The organism is Pseudomonas sp. NFPP12 (assembly GCF_900103205.1).
GTDB lineage: Bacteria > Pseudomonadota > Gammaproteobacteria > Pseudomonadales > Pseudomonadaceae > Aquipseudomonas > Aquipseudomonas protegens.
The window spans coordinates 687,461-703,635 of record NZ_FMWW01000003.1 but is presented as its reverse complement, the minus strand read 5'-3'; the positions used below and the strand labels follow the sequence as shown (position 1 = coordinate 703,635).

The 16,175-nt window shown below is 62.9% G+C and carries 14 protein-coding genes; 6 read left to right on the top strand and 8 right to left on the bottom strand.

From position 1 onward, the window contains the following. Nucleotides 1–19: 19 nt before the first annotated feature. The 3 genes from BLS75_RS16020 to algW form a co-directional block, all read right to left on the bottom strand. Entirely contained in the window at nt 20–748 is a 729-nt protein-coding gene (locus BLS75_RS16020) for a DUF4198 domain-containing protein (protein WP_072451268.1), read from the bottom strand. A gap of 12 nt (nt 749–760) precedes the next feature. Next, nucleotides 761–2,866, bottom strand: a complete 2,106-nt coding sequence (locus BLS75_RS16015) for a TonB-dependent siderophore receptor (protein ID WP_072451267.1) — start codon at nt 2,864–2,866, stop codon at nt 761–763. Between the two features lie 85 nt (nt 2,867–2,951). After that, nucleotides 2,952–4,106: a Do family serine endopeptidase AlgW gene (gene algW, locus BLS75_RS16010; protein ID WP_011059287.1), complete on the bottom strand. Its 1,155-nt coding sequence runs from the start codon at nt 4,104–4,106 to the stop codon at nt 2,952–2,954. Between the two features lie 102 nt (nt 4,107–4,208). Between algW and BLS75_RS16005 the strand changes: the two genes are divergently transcribed. From BLS75_RS16005 to cysN, 3 genes are all read left to right on the top strand, one after another. After that, entirely contained in the window at nt 4,209–4,967 is a 759-nt protein-coding gene (locus BLS75_RS16005) for a Nif3-like dinuclear metal center hexameric protein (RefSeq protein WP_011059288.1), read from the top strand. A 224-nt stretch (nt 4,968–5,191) separates the two neighbouring features. Continuing rightward, nucleotides 5,192–6,109: a sulfate adenylyltransferase subunit CysD gene (gene cysD, locus BLS75_RS16000; RefSeq protein WP_011059289.1), complete on the top strand. Its 918-nt coding sequence runs from the start codon at nt 5,192–5,194 to the stop codon at nt 6,107–6,109. A gap of 9 nt (nt 6,110–6,118) precedes the next feature. Further along, entirely contained in the window at nt 6,119–8,017 is a 1,899-nt protein-coding gene (gene cysN, locus BLS75_RS15995; protein ID WP_072451266.1) for a sulfate adenylyltransferase subunit CysN, read from the top strand. A gap of 120 nt (nt 8,018–8,137) precedes the next feature. Here the strand turns inward: cysN and BLS75_RS15990 are convergent, their stop codons facing one another. Genes BLS75_RS15990 through BLS75_RS15980 form a run of 3 tightly spaced genes read right to left on the bottom strand, consistent with a single transcriptional unit; the run spans nt 8,138 to nt 11,538 of the window. Next, a complete protein-coding gene (locus BLS75_RS15990; RefSeq protein ID WP_011059291.1) occupies nt 8,138–9,043 on the bottom strand; it encodes an acyltransferase in 906 nt (301 codons plus the stop codon). Further along, a complete protein-coding gene (gene pta, locus BLS75_RS15985) occupies nt 9,044–11,143 on the bottom strand; it encodes a phosphate acetyltransferase (RefSeq protein WP_019096051.1) in 2,100 nt (699 codons plus the stop codon). Between the two features lie 56 nt (nt 11,144–11,199). Next, complete coding sequence (locus BLS75_RS15980) at nt 11,200–11,538, bottom strand: DUF3565 domain-containing protein (protein WP_011059293.1); 339 nt, start codon at nt 11,536–11,538, stop codon at nt 11,200–11,202. On the opposite strand from BLS75_RS15980, the gene BLS75_RS15975 reads away from it, so the two are divergent. The 3 genes from BLS75_RS15975 to BLS75_RS15965 all read left to right on the top strand — a co-directional run bounded on the left by BLS75_RS15975 (nt 11,507) and on the right by BLS75_RS15965 (nt 13,887). Then, a complete protein-coding gene (locus BLS75_RS15975) occupies nt 11,507–11,992 on the top strand; it encodes an FKBP-type peptidyl-prolyl cis-trans isomerase (protein WP_011059294.1) in 486 nt (161 codons plus the stop codon). The genes BLS75_RS15980 and BLS75_RS15975 overlap by 32 nt on opposite strands. Before the next feature lie 121 nt (nt 11,993–12,113). Continuing rightward, complete coding sequence (locus BLS75_RS15970; RefSeq protein ID WP_015634175.1) at nt 12,114–12,596, top strand: glutathione peroxidase; 483 nt, start codon at nt 12,114–12,116, stop codon at nt 12,594–12,596. Nucleotides 12,597–12,783: 187 nt separating this feature from the next. Next, nucleotides 12,784–13,887 (top strand): NADH:flavin oxidoreductase, encoded by a 1,104-nt coding sequence (locus BLS75_RS15965; RefSeq protein WP_041115990.1) that lies wholly within the window; start codon nt 12,784–12,786, stop codon nt 13,885–13,887. Here BLS75_RS15965 and BLS75_RS15960 read toward each other — a convergent pair. Together BLS75_RS15960 and cysZ are read right to left on the bottom strand one after the other, a co-directional pair. Beyond that, nucleotides 13,884–15,164, bottom strand: a complete 1,281-nt coding sequence (locus BLS75_RS15960) for a glycosyltransferase family 4 protein (RefSeq protein ID WP_019093349.1) — start codon at nt 15,162–15,164, stop codon at nt 13,884–13,886. The genes BLS75_RS15965 and BLS75_RS15960 overlap by 4 nt on opposite strands. Before the next feature lie 44 nt (nt 15,165–15,208). Continuing rightward, entirely contained in the window at nt 15,209–15,958 is a 750-nt protein-coding gene (gene cysZ, locus BLS75_RS15955) for a sulfate transporter CysZ (protein ID WP_072451265.1), read from the bottom strand. Between the last annotated feature and the right edge of the window lie 217 nt (nt 15,959–16,175).

The following is a 16,175-nucleotide window of genomic DNA, read 5'->3' as shown; positions in this document are numbered from 1 at the left end:
TTCCGAGGTGGCCGTACCTTTATTCGTGGTGCGGCTCGCCGAGGAAGGTCAGGGAGCTGAACAGGCCGCGTGAGGCCACATCCGGGTTGTCCTTGAGCGCTACCTCCAGCTCTGCGGCAATCACGTTCAAGCCTTCGTTCCTCACCAGCACTTGGGCACGTCCCTGGGCATCGGTCTCGGTGCTCAGGGTGCTCGGTGCATTGCGGTAATCGCCAATCAACTTCACCCCGGCCACCGGCTTCCCATCCAGCAGCACCCGCACCGGCAGGTTCTTGCCCGGGCCGACGGTCAGCGGGTCGACTTCCGGCAGGATCACCAGCTTGAGCTGTTCCAGCTTGGGCAGCTTCGCTCCCGGTTGATAGATCGCCAGGCTGTACTTGTAGGTGTGAGTCGAGGCGATGGCCCCCGGGACCTTGCTGCGACCCTGGTTGACCCAGCGCTTGTCCGCGGTTTGCGACCAGGGGCCGTTGTCCAGTGCCACGGCCAGTACCGCCGGCGGTTTGAGCGGTTGCAGGCGTGCATGGTCCGCCAGGCGTTGCACGCTCACCGGAATCATTCTGGCCGCGCCGTCATAGGCCCAGGCACCGCTGATTTTCTTGGCCTTGAAGGCGTCGTCTTCGGCGCCGTGGCCGTAGATCACTTCGATATTGCCGCGTCGTTGTTCGGTCCACAGGCCGTGGGCCGAGGCCTGGGTGGCGCCCAGTGTGGCGAGCAGGCCCAGCAGGGCGATGGATTTGAGGCTGTGCATGGCGGCTCTCTTCTACAGGTTGAGTGTGAGGCTGAGGGTGAAATTGCGCGGTTCGCCGGGATTGACCCAGTAGTTGCTGTAGGAGCGTTCGTAGTACTTCTCGTCGAACAGGTTGTTCAGGTTCAGGCCCAGGGTCAGGTTGTCGCTGGCCTTGTAGTGGGCCAGCAGGTCCAGGGTGCGGTAGGCGGGCAGCTCGAAGCTGCCTCCGGCCTCGCCCGAGCGGTCGCCGACATAGGTCAGGGCTGCGCCGATGTCCGAGCCCTTGAGCCGGCCGTCCTGGAATTCATAGACCCCCAGCAGGCTGGCGCTGTGCTTGGCCACGCCGAGAATGCGGCTGCCGGCGGGGATTGCCGGGTCGCCCTTGGTGACTTGCGCATCAATCAGCGCATAGGCGCCTATCACGCGCACCGCGTCGGTCAACTGGCCGCTGAACTGCAGGTCGAAGCCCTGGCTGCGGGCCTTGCCCATGGCGCGGCTGGAGTCGGTGCCAGGGTCCAGGGCCAGGACGTTTTCCTTGTCGATATGGAAGGCGGCGAGGGTGGCGCTCAAGCGCTCGTCGAACAGCTCGCTCTTGATCCCCACTTCATAGCCAACGCCTTCCTCGGGCTTGAAGGTCTTGCCGCCCGCATCCAGCCCATTGTTGGGCTTGAACGAGGTGGAGGCGTTGGCGAACAGCCCCACCTGCGGGGTCAGTTGGTAGAGCAGGCCGGCGCGCTGGGTCAGGGCATCGTGGTTCTGGCGGCTGCGCTTGCCGGTGGTGTGGTCGTCGATCTTTTGCTCGAAGTGTTCAAAGCGGGCGCCGACCATGCCTCGCAGGCGATCAGTGAAGATGATCTGGTCCTGCAGGTTGAGGGCCTGGCTTTCGACATGCTCGAAAAAGTCCGTGCCAGAGCGTTTGCCGTTGGGCTTGGCCTGACCGTAGATCGGGTCGTAGATATCGATGGCATAGGCGCCGCCGGCAATGCTGGTGACCCGCTCGTTCTTGCGGTAGATCTCGTATTCGCTGCCGATCAGCAGTTCATGCTGCCAACTGCCGAGGTCGAACAGGCCGCGCAGTTCCAGCTGGGTGATGCTGTCATGCCAGTTGTTGTCCCGCTCGCGGTAGCGCCGGTTGACCGTGTGCCGGTCGGCGTTCAGCGGTCGGGTTTCGGAGGCGAAGCCCCAGAGCTTGCCTTCCTTGTAGTGGCTGGCCAGACGCAGTTTCCAGCTGTCATTGAGGTGGTGTTCCAGGGTGGCCTGGAGCATGTTGTTGTGGTTGTCGATGTTGCCGTCATCGGGTTCGCCGAGGAAGGTCGAGCGGGAGACGCCGCTCCAGCGATTGTTCGGGGCCACGATGCCACGGTCGAAGGTCGAGCTGTGGCGCACCCATTCGCTTTCCAGCAGCAGGCTGGTGTCCGGGTTCAACTGCCAGCTTAAGGAGGGCGCGACGAACACCCGGCGGCTGTCCACGTGGTCGCGAAAGCTGTGGTTGTCCTCCACGGCCAGGTTGACCCGGGACAGCAGGTTACCCTGGGCATCCAGCGGGGTGTTGAGGTCCAGGGCGGTGCGGTAGCGGTCCCAGCTGCCAGCACTGGTCTGCAAGGTCGCGAAGGCTTCGGGCTGGGGTTTCTTGGTGACGATATTCACCGTGCCGCCGGGGTCGCCACGGCCGTAGAGGCTGGCGACCGGCCCCTTGAGCACTTCGATGCGCTCGACAGTGGCGGCGTCCGGGGTGCTGGGGTAGCCGCGGTTGGCGCTGAAGCCGTCCTTGTAGAACTCCGAGGTGGTGAAGCCGCGCACGCTGTATTCATACAGGGTCAGGCCGCCGAAGTTGTTCTGCTTGGAAACCCCGCCGGCAAACTCCAGGGCGCGTTCGACGTTGTTGCTGCCCAGGTCCTTGAGCACGCTGGCGGGGATCACGCTGATGGATTGGGGAATGTCGCGGATCGCCGTATCGGTCTTCGTCGCGCTGGCCGAGCGTGTGGCCCGATAGCCCTTGACCGGGCCCGTGGCGGATTCGTATTCGGTGCTGATACGGGTGGTTTCAAGTTCCAGCGGCTCAGGTTCTTTGGCCAGCAGCGGATCTGCCAGCAGGCCCAGGGTCAGGCCTGCCAAGGGGAGGATTCTTCGGGACGTCATGGGGCTGTTCCAATAGCGATATTGAAACAATATAACATGACTAATGAGAATGTATGCTGTTAGCCCGGCATGGCCGGGCCCAGCTTCACTCTTCTTCTTTGACGGGCGCGGGCGGTGGTCGCAGGCCGATTTCTGCCGTCAGCTTGAGTTCCTTGCCGTTGCGCATGACCAGGATCGAGACTTTGTCCGTCGGTTTGATCCGCGCCACCTGGTTCATCGAACGCCGGCCGTCGCCGGCAGGTTCGCCATCGATACTGAGGATCACGTCACCCAGTTGCATCCCGGCTTTCTGCGCCGGGCCGTCGCGGAAGATCCCCGCCACCACGATTCCCGGGCGCCCGGCCAGGCCGAAGGACTCTGCCAGCTCCTGGGTCAAGGGTTGCACTTCGATCCCCAGCCAGCCGCGGATGACCTGGCCGTGCTCGATGATCGACTTCATCACTTCCATGGCCAGCTTGATCGGGATCGCAAAACCGATGCCCTGGGAGCCACCGGACTTGGAGAAGATCGCAGTGTTGATCCCGGTCAGGTTGCCGTTGGCGTCCACCAGGGCGCCACCGGAGTTGCCCGGGTTGATCGCGGCGTCGGTCTGGATGAAGTCTTCGTAGTTGTTCAGGCCCAGCTGGTTGCGCCCGGTGGCACTGATGATGCCCATGGTCACGGTCTGGCCGACCCCGAACGGGTTGCCGATGGCCAGCGCGACGTCGCCGACGCGGACGTTTTCCGAACGGCCGACGGTGATCGAAGGCAGGTTCTTCAAGTCGATCTTGAGCACCGCCAGGTCGGTTTCCGGATCGCTGCCGATCACCCGGGCCAGGGTCTCGCGGCCGTCCTTGAGGGCCACCACGATCTGCTCGGCACCGGAGGTCACATGGTTGTTGGTCAGCAGGTAGCCCTCGGGGCTCATGATCACCCCCGAGCCCAGGCTCGATTCCATGCGCTGCTGCTTGGGCAGGTTGTCGCCGAAAAAGCGCCTGAACTGCGGGTCTTCAAAGAGCGGGTGAGCCGGCTTGTTGATGACCTTGGTGGTGTACAGGTTGACCACCGCGGGCGCGGCGATCACCACGGCGTCGGCGTAGGACACCGGCCCCTGTTGCGTGCTGGTGGTTTGCGGGGCTTGCTGCAGATTGACGTCGAGGCTGGGCAGGCCCACCCATTGCGGGTAGCGCTGGATAATCAACAACGCGATAAGCACGCCGGCCAGTAGCGGCCAGCCAAAAAAACGCAGAGCCTTGAGCATTGAGCAAGTCCTGGGTGGTTACGAAGGGCTGCGCACGGCCCATAATGTCGCGCATTATACGAGGCCGCGCGTGCCTCTGAACGGGATATTTAGGAGTCTTTTATGGCCGTTGCCCTGAGCACACTGGTGGAAGAAGCGGACCGCTACCTGGGCAGTTCACGTATTGCCGACTACTGCCCCAATGGCCTGCAGGTCGAAGGGCGCCCGCAGGTGATGCGCATCGTCAGTGGCGTGACCGCCAGCCAGGCGTTGCTGGACGCTGCGGTGGAGGCCAAGGCCGACCTGGTGCTGGTGCATCACGGCTACTTCTGGAAGGGCGAGAACCCCTGCATCACCGGCATGAAGCAGCGTAGGCTGAAAACCCTGCTCAAGCACGACATCAGCCTGCTGGCCTATCACCTGCCCCTGGACCTGCACCCGGAAGTGGGCAACAACGTGCAACTGGCCCGTCAGCTGGACATCACCGTGGAAGGCCCGCTGGACCCGGAAAACCCCAAGGTCGTCGGCCTGGTGGGTTCCCTCAGCGAGCCGATGACCGCGCGGGACTTTGCCCGCCGGGTGCAAGAGGCAATGGGGCGAGAGCCGCTGCTGATCGAAGGCAGCGAGATGATCCGTCGGGTCGGCTGGTGCACCGGTGGCGGCCAGGGCTATATCGACCAGGCGGTGCAGGCCGGCGTCGACCTGTACCTCAGTGGCGAAGCCTCGGAGCAGACCTTCCACAGTGCCCGGGAAAACGACATCAGTTTCATTGCCGCCGGCCATCACGCCACCGAGCGTTATGGCGTCCAGGCCCTGGGTGACTACCTGGCTCGGCGCTTCGCCCTGGAGCACCTGTTCATCGACTGCCCCAACCCCATCTGACCCCCGGCAGGAGCCGGCTTGCCGGTCAGCCCGAAGGTGCGCTTGAAAGCGCCTTCGCTGGCAAGCCAGCTCCTGCAGAGCGGCGCCTGGGGCCTAACGGAGCGGTATATTCATATACCGTTTCGTTCTAGTTGGCTCCCTGATTAGAAGCAGGTCGCTGTGCTAGCATGCCCCGCTCGAACACGGCCCGATGGCCGTCCATAAGAAAGCTTTCGTGAGTAGCCATGGTCGACAAACTGACGCATCTGAAACAGCTGGAGGCGGAAAGCATCCACATCATCCGCGAGGTGGCCGCCGAGTTCGACAACCCGGTGATGCTGTACTCCATCGGTAAAGACTCCGCCGTGATGTTGCATCTGGCTCGCAAGGCGTTCTTCCCCGGCAAGCTGCCGTTCCCGGTGATGCACGTCGATACCCAGTGGAAATTCCAGGAAATGTACAAGTTCCGCGACCGCATGGTCGAAGAGCTGGGCCTGGACCTGATCACCCACGTCAACCCGGATGGCGTGGCCCAGGGCATCAACCCTTTCACCCACGGCAGTGCCAAGCACACCGACATCATGAAGACCGAGGGCCTCAAGCAGGCTCTGGACAAACATGGTTTCGACGCCGCGTTCGGCGGTGCCCGCCGCGATGAAGAGAAGTCCCGCGCCAAGGAGCGCGTCTACTCGTTCCGCGACAGCAAGCACCGCTGGGACCCGAAGAACCAGCGCCCCGAGCTGTGGAACGTCTACAACGGCAAGGTCAACAAGGGCGAGTCGATCCGTGTGTTCCCGCTGTCCAACTGGACCGAGCTGGACATCTGGCAGTACATCTACCTCGAAGGCATCCCGATCGTGCCGCTGTACTTCGCCGCCGAGCGTGAAGTGATCGAGAAGAACGGCACCCTGATCATGATCGATGACGAGCGCATCCTCGAGCATCTGTCCGATGAAGAGAAAGCCCGCATCGTCAAAAAGAAAGTACGTTTCCGTACCCTTGGCTGCTACCCGTTGACGGGCGCGGTGGAGTCCGAGGCCGAGAGCCTGACGGACATCATCCAGGAAATGCTCCTGACGCGAACTTCCGAGCGCCAGGGCCGAGTCATCGACCACGATGGCGCCGGCTCAATGGAAGACAAGAAACGTCAAGGTTATTTCTAAGGGGCTGTCATGTCGCATCAATCTGATTTGATCAGCGAGGACATCCTCGCGTACCTGGGCCAGCACGAACGCAAGGAGCTGCTGCGCTTCTTGACCTGCGGTAACGTCGACGACGGCAAGAGCACCCTGATCGGGCGCCTGCTGCACGACTCGAAGATGATCTACGAAGACCATCTGGAAGCCATCACCCGGGACTCGAAGAAGGTCGGCACCACCGGTGACGACATCGACCTGGCGTTGCTGGTCGACGGCCTGCAGGCCGAGCGTGAGCAGGGCATCACCATCGATGTCGCCTACCGCTATTTCTCCACCGCCAAGCGCAAGTTCATCATCGCCGACACCCCCGGCCATGAGCAGTACACCCGCAACATGGCCACTGGTGCATCCACCTGTGACCTGGCGATCATCCTGGTGGACGCCCGCTACGGCGTGCAGACCCAGACCCGTCGCCACAGCTTCATCGCCTCCCTGCTGGGCATCAAGCACATCGTCGTGGCCATCAACAAGATGGACCTCAAGGACTTCGATGAAGGCGTGTTCGAATCGATCAAGGCCGACTACCTGAAGTTCGCCAAGGGCCTGAAGCTGCAGCCCACCAGCCTGCACTTCGTGCCGATGTCGGCGCTCAAGGGCGACAACGTGGTGAACAAGAGCGAGCGCTCGCCCTGGTACACCGGCCAGTCGCTGATGGAAATCCTCGAGACCGTGGAAGTGGCCGGCGACCGCAACTTCACCGACCTGCGTTTCCCGGTGCAGTACGTCAACCGTCCGAACCTGAACTTCCGTGGTTTTGCCGGCACCCTGGCCAGCGGCATCGTGCACAAGGGCGACGAGATCGTCGTATTGCCGTCGGGCAAGAGCAGCCGGGTCAAGTCCATTGTCACCTTCGAAGGTGAACTGGAGCAGGCCGGCCCGGGCCAGGCCGTGACCCTGACCATGGAAGATGAAATCGATATCTCCCGCGGCGACCTGCTGGTGCATGCCGACAACGTGCCGCCGGTCACCGACAGCTTCGAAGCCATGCTGGTATGGATGGCCGAAGAGCCGATGCTGCCGGGCAAGAAGTACGACATCAAGCGCGCCACCAGCTATGTGCCGGGCTCGATTGCCAGCATCCATCACAAGGTCGATGTGAACACCCTGGAAGAGGGCGCGGCCAGCGCGCTGCAACTGAACGAGATCGGCAAGGTCAAGATCAGCCTCGACGCGCCGATTGCCCTGGATGGTTACGAAAGCAATCGCACCACCGGTGCTTTCATCGTCATCGACCGCTTGACCAACGGCACCGTCGGCGCCGGCATGATCATCGCCCGGCCGGTGGCCCATGGCAGCGCCAGCCAACACGGCAAGCTGGCTCATGTAGCCACCGAAGAGCGTGCCCAGCGTTTCGGCCAGCAACCGGCTACCGTGCTGTTCAGCGGCCTGTCGGGCGCGGGCAAGAGCACCCTGGCCTACGCGGTCGAGCGCAAGCTGTTCGACATGGGGCGCGCGGTGTATGTGCTCGATGGCCAGAACCTGCGGCATGACCTGAACAAGGGCCTGCCCCAGGACCGTGCCGGGCGTACCGAGAACTGGCGGCGCGCGGCCCATGTGGCCCGTCAGTTCAACGAAGCCGGGCTGCTGACCCTGGCGGCGTTCGTGGCACCGAGTGCCGAAGGGCGCGAGCAGGCCAAGGACCTGATCGGCAAGGAGCGTCTGCTGACGGTCTACGTCCAGGCATCTCCTGCGGTGTGCGCCGAGCGTGATCCGCAGGGCCTGTACGCGGCCGGCGGGGATAACATCCCGGGCGAGTCCTTCCCCTATGACGTGCCGCTCAATGCCGATCTGGTGATCGACACCCAGTCGCTGTCGCTGGAAGAAAGCGTCAAGCAGGTGCTGGACCTGTTGCGCAGCCGCGGCGCGATCTAAGCCGTAGCAAAAAGCCCGCAGCCGAGTGATCGGCTGCGGGCTTTTTTGTGCGCTTCAGATAGCGTTCGCCGGTAAGTAGGGTGCAGGACCGCAGGAGCTGGCTTGCCAGCGAAAAGGCCCTCAGGGTCTTGCCGGATACTCCCGATGCAGCGTTTCGAGCAGCGCATCCTTGTCCAGCCACTGCTGGTTGATCCAGCCCTGGAATTCCTGGCGATAGGCCGTGTCCTGCTCGTAGTTCTTGCCAAGGAACTGCGCCGGGATCTGCACCTCTTCGAAACGCACCACCACATCCTTGACCCTGCCGCACAGCAGGTCCCAGAAACCGGGGCGGCCCGCCGGGTAGTGGATGGTCACATCGATGATCGACTGCAGTTGCTCGCCCATTGCATCCAGGACAAAGGCGATGCCGCCGGCCTTGGGCTTGAGCAGGTAGCGGAACGGCGATTGCTGCTGGGCGTGCTTGGCGTCGGTAAAGCGCGTGCCCTCGACGAAGTTGAAGATGCCCACCGGGTTGTTGCGAAACTTCGCACAGGTCTTGCGCGTGGTTTCCAGGTCCTTGCCTTTCTTTTCCGGGTGCTTCTCCAGGTACGCCTTGGAGTAGCGCTTCATGAACGGAAAGCCCAGGGCCCACCAGGCCAGACCAATCACCGGCACCCAGATCAGCTCCTGCTTGAGGAAGAACTTCAGCGGGCGGATACGCCGGTTGAGCACGTACTGCAGGACCATGATGTCGACCCAGCTCTGGTGGTTGCTGGTGACCAGGTAGGAGTGCTGGTAATCCAGGCCTTCCAGGCCCTGCACGTGCCAACGGGTACGGCATACCAACTGCATCCAGGCCTTGTTGTTGCTGATCCAGGCTTCGTGGGTGTGGTTCATCAGCCACAGGCTCAAGCGCTGGGTGAGGGCGAACGGCAGGGCCTTGACCAACGCCACGCAGAACAGGAACGAGCACAGCAGGATGGTGTTCAGCGCCAACAGGAGCGAGGCGATGACTCCGCGCACCACGGCAGGTAGGAATTCCAGCATTTAGACATCCATAGGTCGGTTGGCGGCTTGAATCGCGGTAAGGGCGATGGTGTAGACGATGTCGTCCACCTGGGCGCCCCGGGGCAGGTCGTTCACCGGTTTGCGCAGGCCTTGCAGCATCGGCCCCAGGCTCACGCAATCGGCGCTGCGTTGCACCGCCTTGTGGGTGGTGTTGCCGGTGTTGAGGTCAGGGAACACGAAGACCGTGGCCTTGCCCGCGACCTGGCTGTTGGGGGCCAGTTGCCGGGCGACGTTTTCGTTGGCCGCGGCGTCGTATTGCAACGGCCCGTCGATCAGCAGCGAACGCTGGGCTTCGTGGGCCAGCAGAGTGGCTTCGCGAACTTTCTCCACTTCCTCGCCGCTGGCCGAGTCGCCGCTGGAGTAGCTGATCATCGCCACGCGCGGGGTGATACCGAAGGCGGCTGCCGAGTCGGCGCTCTGCAGGGCGATTTCCGCCAGCTCGCTGGCGCTGGGGTGCGGGTTCATCACGCAGTCGCCATACACCAGCACTTCCTCGGGGAACAGCATGAAGAACACCGAGGACACCAGGCTGCAGCCCGGCGCGGTCTTGATCAACTGCAGGGCCGGGCGGATGGTGTTGGCGGTGGAGTGGATGACCCCGGAAACCAGGCCATCGACTTCATCCAGGGCCAGCATCACCGTGCCGATCACCACCGGATCTTCCAGCTGCTGCTCGGCCATGGGAGCGTTGAGGCTCTTGCTCTTGCGCAGGGCCACCATGGGCTCCACATAGCGTTGGCGAATCAGGTCCGGGTCGAGAATCTCCAGGCCTTCGGGCAGTTCGATGCCCTGGGCCCGGGCCACCGCGTGCACGTCCTCGGGCTTGGCCAGCAGCACGCAGCGGGCGATGCCCCGGGCCTGGCAGATGGCGGCGGCCTGCACGGTCAGCGGCTCGCTGCCTTCAGGCAGGACGATACGCTTGTTGGCCTGCTGGGCGCGCTGGATCAACTGATAGCGGAACACTGCCGGCGACAGGCGCATTTCCCGCGGGGTGCCGCAGCGTTGGTGCAGCCAGTTGGCGTCCAGATGACTGGCGACGAAGTCGGTGATGATTTCCGCGCGCTCGCGGTCATCGATGGGAATTTCCTTGTTCAGGCCATTGAGCTGGTTGGCGGTGTCGTAGGACCCGGTGCTCACCGAAAGCACTGGCAGGCCGGCATTCAGGGCGCCCCGGCAGAGCTCCATGATCCGCGGGTCGGGCAGGGTGTCGCTGGTCAGCAGCAGGCCGGCCAGGGGCACGCCGTTGATGGCCGCCAGGCTCACGGCGAGGATGATGTCGTCACGGTCGCCCGGGGTCACCACCAGCACGCCGGGCTTGAGCAGTTCCACGGTGTTGCGCATGGTGCGGGCGCAAATGATGATCTTGGTCATGCGCCGGCTTTCGTAGTCGCCGGCGTTGAGCACCTGGGCGCCCATCAGGTCCGCTACGTCACGGGTGCGCGGCGCGTTCAGTTCCGGTTGGAAGGGAATGCAGCCCAGCAGGCGGAAGTCGCCGCTGCGCAGCAAGGGCGAATGTTCCTTCAAGCGCGCGGAAAACGCCTCCATGCTTTCGTCGGTGCGCACCTTGTTGAGGATCACCCCCAGCACTTTCGGGTCCCGCGGGCCGCCGAACAGCTGGGCCTGCAACTCGACCCGTCCGGACAGCTCGGTGAGCACTTCGTTTTCCGGGGCGGATACCAGGATCACCTCCGCATCCAGGCTTTTTGCCAGGTGCAGGTTGACCCGGGCGGCGTAGCTGGCACTGCGGGTCGGCACCATGCCTTCGACGATCAATACATCCTTGCCGATGGCCGCCTGCTGGTAGAGGGTGATGATTTCTTCCAGCAACTCATCCAGCTGGCCGTCGCCGAGCATCCGCTCCACATGGGCCAGGCCCAGGGGTTGTGGCGGTTTCAGGCCATGGGTGCGCGCCACCAGTTCGGTGGAACGCTCGGGGCCGGTGTCACCGGGGTGAGGTTGGGCTATGGGTTTGAAGAAGCCGACCTTGAGGCCAGCCCGTTCCAGCGTACGCACCAGCCCGAGGCTGATGGAGGTCAGACCCACTCCAAAATCGGTGGGCGCGATGAAAAAAGTTTGCATGCGAATTCTCAGAAGGTGCATGGCAAAGGCGACGGTCTTTGGCCGTCTGCCTGAAGTCAGGCGCTAAGGTTATCGTTATCCGGGGCTTGAGCACACCAGCCGCAGGCAAAGCGCTGGCCTATTTTTTTGGCTCGCAACTGCGGCTCCAGGACCCAGGCCCGGGACTGCCAGGGCGGTTGGTGGCGCAGGTGCTGGGTATGCCCGCAGGACAGTTCAGCCACCCAATGGCCTTCTTCATCCTGATGAAAACCGCAGATTGTCGAGTGATTTTTCACGTTCCGTTGGTCCGGGTTCCGTTCGCTTTCGAGCGATTGCTTCGCTAAACTTGGACGTTCTTCATTCTTATGCAAAAGGTCCCGCCCCATGCTGATCGCCGCCAATAAGGCTGTCTCCATCGACTATACCCTCACCAACGACGCTGGTGAGGTCATCGACAGCTCTGCCGGCGGCGCCCCGCTGGTTTACCTGCAAGGCGCAGGTAACATCATTCCTGGTCTGGAAAAGGCCCTGGAAGGCAAGCAAGTTGGTGACGAACTGAAAGTCTCCGTAGAACCTGAAGATGCCTACGGCGAATACGCTGCCGAACTGGTAAGCACCCTGAGCCGCAGCATGTTCGAAGGCGTCGACGAACTGGAAGTGGGCATGCAGTTCCACGCTTCCGCTCCGGACGGCCAGATGCAGATCGTGACCATCCGTGACCTGGACGGCGACGACGTGACCGTCGACGGCAACCACCCGCTGGCCGGTCAGCGCCTGAATTTCCAGGTCAAGATCGTTGCCATCCGTGACGCCAGCCAGGAAGAAATCGCTCATGGTCACGTCCATGGCGAAGGTGGCCATCACCACTGATTTTCTGCGCTAAGCTCAAGCTTACTGGAGAGGCGCCCGAGGGCGCCTTTTTAGTCCGCGGCTTTTGGCTGTACTGTCGAGAGGCTGTTTTCTGTAAGAACACAGGAATTTGGAGTTCGTCATGAGTGCTTTTCACGACCTTAAATTGAAAGCCCTGGATGGTCAGGAGCTGCCGCTCGCGCCCTTCAAGGGGCACGTCGTGCTGGTGGTCAACGTCGCCTCCAAATGTGGTCTGACACCACAATATGCGGCGCTGGAGAATCTCTACCAGCAATACAAGGCCCAGGGATTCAGCGTGCTGGGGTTGCCTTGCAACCAGTTCGCCGGGCAGGAACCGGGCACCGAGCAGGAGATCCAGGAATTTTGCAGCCTCAACTACGGGGTGACCTTTCCCTTGAGCAGCAAACTGGACGTGAACGGTCCCGAGCGCCATCAGCTGTACCGACTGCTGGCGGGCGAAGGCGCCGAGTTTCCCGGGGACATCACCTGGAACTTCGAGAAATTCCTATTGGGCAAGGACGGCCGGGTACTGGCGCGTTTCTCGCCGCGTACCGCTCCCGATGATCCGACAGTGATCCAGGCGATTGAAAAAGCCTTGAGCTGAACCCGCGCCGGGCCCTTGTTTAACGCCGCTTCAATGCGGCGTTTTTGCATCTAAATCACTCAAATCAATAATGCTGTGCAGCGCATTGAGGGGGGAATATTATCCTCATCATAAGTGCGCCGGGGCCGGTACCCGGCGCAGTCTTGTGCGTCGAATATCGACTCAAGCCTTTTTCTCGGAGCGCAGCATGCCTGTTCAAGCCTTGTTCAAACCCTTTCAACTCGGCGCGCTGGAACTGCCGACCCGCGTGGTGATGGCACCAATGACCCGGTCGTTTTCCCCCGGTGGCGTGCCCAACTCCAAGGTCATCGAGTATTACCGCCGCCGCGCTGCTGCGGGTGTCGGCCTGATCATTACCGAGGGCACCACGGTGGGTCACCAGGCTGCCAATGGTTACCCCAATGTGCCGCAGTTCCATGGCGAGGCGGCCCTGGCCGGCTGGAAGAAGGTGGTGGATGCGGTCCACGCCGAAGGCGGCAAGATCGTCCCGCAACTCTGGCATGTGGGGAATGTGCGGCGCCTGGGCACCGAGCCGGACGCCAGCGTGCCCGGCTACGGCCCGACCGAGAAGCTCAAGGACGGCAAGGTGCTGGTGCACGGCATGACCCACCAGGACATCCAGGAGGTGATCGCAGCCTTCGCCCAGGCCGCCAAGGATGCCCAGAGCATCGGCATGGACGGCGTGGAGATCCATGGCGCCCATGGTTACCTGGTGGACCAGTTCTTCTGGGAAGGCACCAACCAGCGTACCGATGAATACGGTGGCGACCTGGCCCAGCGCTCGCGCTTCGCCATTGAGCTGATCCAGGCCGTACGGGCTGCCGTCGGTCCGGATTTCCCGATCATCCTGCGTTTTTCCCAGTGGAAGCAGCAGGACTACAGCGCGCGCCTGGTGCAGACCCCGGAAGCTCTGGAGGCCTTCCTCAAGCCGCTGGCGGATGCCGGTGTGGATATCTTCCACTGCTCGACCCGCCGCTTCTGGGAGCCGGAGTTCGAAGGTTCCGACCTCAACCTGGCGGGCTGGACTCGCAAACTCACCGGCAAGCCCACCATCACCGTGGGCAGCGTCGGCCTGGACGGCGAGTTCCTGCAGTTCATGGTCAATACCGACAAGGTGGCGCAGCCGGCCAGCCTGGAAAACCTGCTGCAGCGTCTGAACAACGACGAGTTCGATCTGGTGGCCGTGGGCCGCGCACTGCTGGTGGATCCGGATTGGGCGCAGAAAGTCCGTGAAGGTCGCGAGCAGGACATCCTGCCGTTCAGCCGTGACGCGCTGATGACCCTGGTTTAACTGCCGGCTCCGGGCGGCGAGGGGGGCAGCCCCCTTGCCGTGCCGAGTGTCTCCACGGCGCTGCGGGGTTTGACCGTCGCTTCGATAAGCCCTTCGTAATCCTCGGCCGGCCCGTGCTCGCAGGCACTGCGCAGGCGATCTTCAAACTGCTCGATAACCGCGGCCCAGCCCTGGCGGCTGGCATGCTGGCGGGCGTTGAGGCGTACCCGGCGCAAGGTTTCCGGTTCTTCCAGCAGCCAGCTGGCAGCGTCGCAGAAGGCGCTTTCGTCTCCGGGCATGGCCAGCACGCCGTTGTAGCCATGGCGGATATGCTGGGCTGCGGCAGCCTGATCGTAAGCCACCACCGCGAGCCCCGAGGCCAGAGCCTCCAGCACCACGTTGCCGAAGGTTTCGGTGAGGCTGGGAAACAGGAACAGATCCCCGCAGGCGTAGTGGGCGGCCAGGGCTTCGCCCCGCTGGCTGCCACAGAACAGGGCCTCGGGCAGGCTTTTTTCCAGAGCCCCACGTTGCGGGCCGTCACCCACCACGATCAGCTTCATCCTGCGCTGTGGATAAGTCGCCTGCAGGCGTTCGAAGCAGCGCTTGAGCAAGCCCAGGTTCTTCTCCTGCGCCAGGCGCCCAACGTGGATCACCGCCAGGTCATCGGCGCCCAGGCCCCAGTCGGCCCGCAGCGTATCGAGCCGCTTGGCCGGGTGGAAGAGCTGGCTGTCGACGCCCCGGGACAGCAGGGCCAGGCGTTCGAAATGCCGGCGCTCCAGCTCCAGGTGCTGGCTGGCGCTGGGTACCAGGGTCAGTTGCGAGCGGTTGTGGAACCAGCGCAGATAGTGGGTCAGCAGGCGGGTCAGCAAACCCAGGCCATATTGGCTGGAGTACTGCTGGAAGTTGGTGTGAAAGCCGCTGACCACGGAGATTCCCAGGCGCTTGGCGGCCCGCAGCGCAGACAGCCCCAGCGGCCCCTCGGTGGCGATATAGAGCACGTCCGGGCGCTGGCGTTTCCAGCGTCGCAGCAGCTTGTGCATCGACGACTGGCCCCATTGCAGCCCCGGGTAGCCCGGCAGCGGCCAGCCCCGGCACAGCAGCAGGGCTTCGTCGCTGGCCCGGCTCTGGTCGCAACCCTGGCGCGGGCGCACCAGCTCCACCTGATGCCCACGGGCACGCAGGCCCTCGCAGAGGCGGCCAAGGGTATTGGCCACGCCATTGATTTCCGGTGGGAAGGTTTCAGTGATGAGGGTGATATGCAGAGCTGTCGTCATGGCCTCAGTGTCGGCTGAGGCCATGTCGCCATTGTGACCTTGCGATGATGGATTTATGACCCCCGGCCTTATTTGGCCGGCAGGTTCTCCACCCCGCGTTCACGCACCCAGAACAGCGTGGCACCGGCCACGGCGGCCGGCATCATCAGGATATTGACCAGCGGGATCAGCAGCGCCAGGTAGACGATGCCGCCAAAGCCCAGGCTCTGCCAGCGCTTCTGGCGCAGCCAGGCGAGCATGTCCTGCCAGCTCATCTTGTGGTTGTCCGCCGGGTAGTCGATGTACTGGATAGCCATCATCCAGATACCGAACAGCAGCCACAGCGGCGCGGCAATCAGGTTGACCACCGGAATCAGCGAGAGGATGAACAGGCCGATGGCCCGGGGCAGGAAGTAGCCGAGCTTGCGCATTTCCCGCGCCAGGGTGCGGGGGATCATGGCAATCAGTTCGCCCCAGCTGAAGGGCGGGAAATCATCGGAGCCGCGCACCACGGTTTCGACTTTTTCCGAGAGGAAACCGTTGAAGGGGGCGGCGATGATGTTGGCCAGCATGGTGAAGCTGAAAAACACCATGAAGGCCACCAGCACCACGAACAGCGGCCAGATGACATAGCTGAGGAAACTCAGCCAACTGGGCAGGGACGGCATCAGCGCATCGACCCAGAGGCTGAATTGATGGCCGGCGAAATAGATCAATCCGACGAACAGCACCAGGTTGATTGCCAGGGGCAGGAGCACGAACAGGCGCAGGCCGGGGCTGAGGACCAGCTTCAGGCCTTCACGCAGGTATTGCGGGCCGGACAGGACAGGGGCGGGCATAGAGCGCTCCGAGCAGAATGAAAACGCGCCGACCTTACCGGCTTTGTCCTGGGGGCGAAAGCACGGCGAAGCGGTCGACATCAACGGTAACAAAGACCCTTTCAAATAGGCCTCCTGAGGATAGAGACCGCCTATGAGCTGGATTGTTAAACCGTATTTCCTTAATCTTCGCCCCCTCTATACGCTTCACCCATTATTTTTTGGACGGACGAGTTCA

Excerpts from the sequence above, each read along its gene's own strand:
- BLS75_RS16020 (WP_072451268.1), bottom strand. The coding sequence starts at position 748 with ATGCACAGCCTCAAATCCATCGCCCTGCTGGGCCTGCTCGCCACACTG.
- BLS75_RS16015 (WP_072451267.1), bottom strand. The coding sequence starts at position 2,866 with ATGACGTCCCGAAGAATCCTCCCCTTGGCAGGCCTGACCCTGGGCCTG.
- algW (WP_011059287.1), bottom strand. The coding sequence starts at position 4,106 with ATGCTCAAGGCTCTGCGTTTTTTTGGCTGGCCGCTACTGGCCGGCGTG.
- BLS75_RS16005 (WP_011059288.1), top strand. The coding sequence starts at position 4,209 with ATGGCCGTTGCCCTGAGCACACTGGTGGAAGAAGCGGACCGCTACCTG.
- cysD (WP_011059289.1), top strand. The coding sequence starts at position 5,192 with ATGGTCGACAAACTGACGCATCTGAAACAGCTGGAGGCGGAAAGCATC.
- cysN (WP_072451266.1), top strand. The coding sequence starts at position 6,119 with ATGTCGCATCAATCTGATTTGATCAGCGAGGACATCCTCGCGTACCTG.
- BLS75_RS15990 (WP_011059291.1), bottom strand. The coding sequence starts at position 9,043 with ATGCTGGAATTCCTACCTGCCGTGGTGCGCGGAGTCATCGCCTCGCTC.
- pta (WP_019096051.1), bottom strand. The coding sequence starts at position 11,143 with ATGCAAACTTTTTTCATCGCGCCCACCGATTTTGGAGTGGGTCTGACC.
- BLS75_RS15975 (WP_011059294.1), top strand. The coding sequence starts at position 11,507 with ATGCTGATCGCCGCCAATAAGGCTGTCTCCATCGACTATACCCTCACC.
- BLS75_RS15980 (WP_011059293.1), bottom strand. The coding sequence starts at position 11,538 with ATGGAGACAGCCTTATTGGCGGCGATCAGCATGGGGCGGGACCTTTTG.
- BLS75_RS15970 (WP_015634175.1), top strand. The coding sequence starts at position 12,114 with ATGAGTGCTTTTCACGACCTTAAATTGAAAGCCCTGGATGGTCAGGAG.
- BLS75_RS15965 (WP_041115990.1), top strand. The coding sequence starts at position 12,784 with ATGCCTGTTCAAGCCTTGTTCAAACCCTTTCAACTCGGCGCGCTGGAA.
- BLS75_RS15960 (WP_019093349.1), bottom strand. The coding sequence starts at position 15,164 with ATGGCCTCAGCCGACACTGAGGCCATGACGACAGCTCTGCATATCACC.
- cysZ (WP_072451265.1), bottom strand. The coding sequence starts at position 15,958 with ATGCCCGCCCCTGTCCTGTCCGGCCCGCAATACCTGCGTGAAGGCCTG.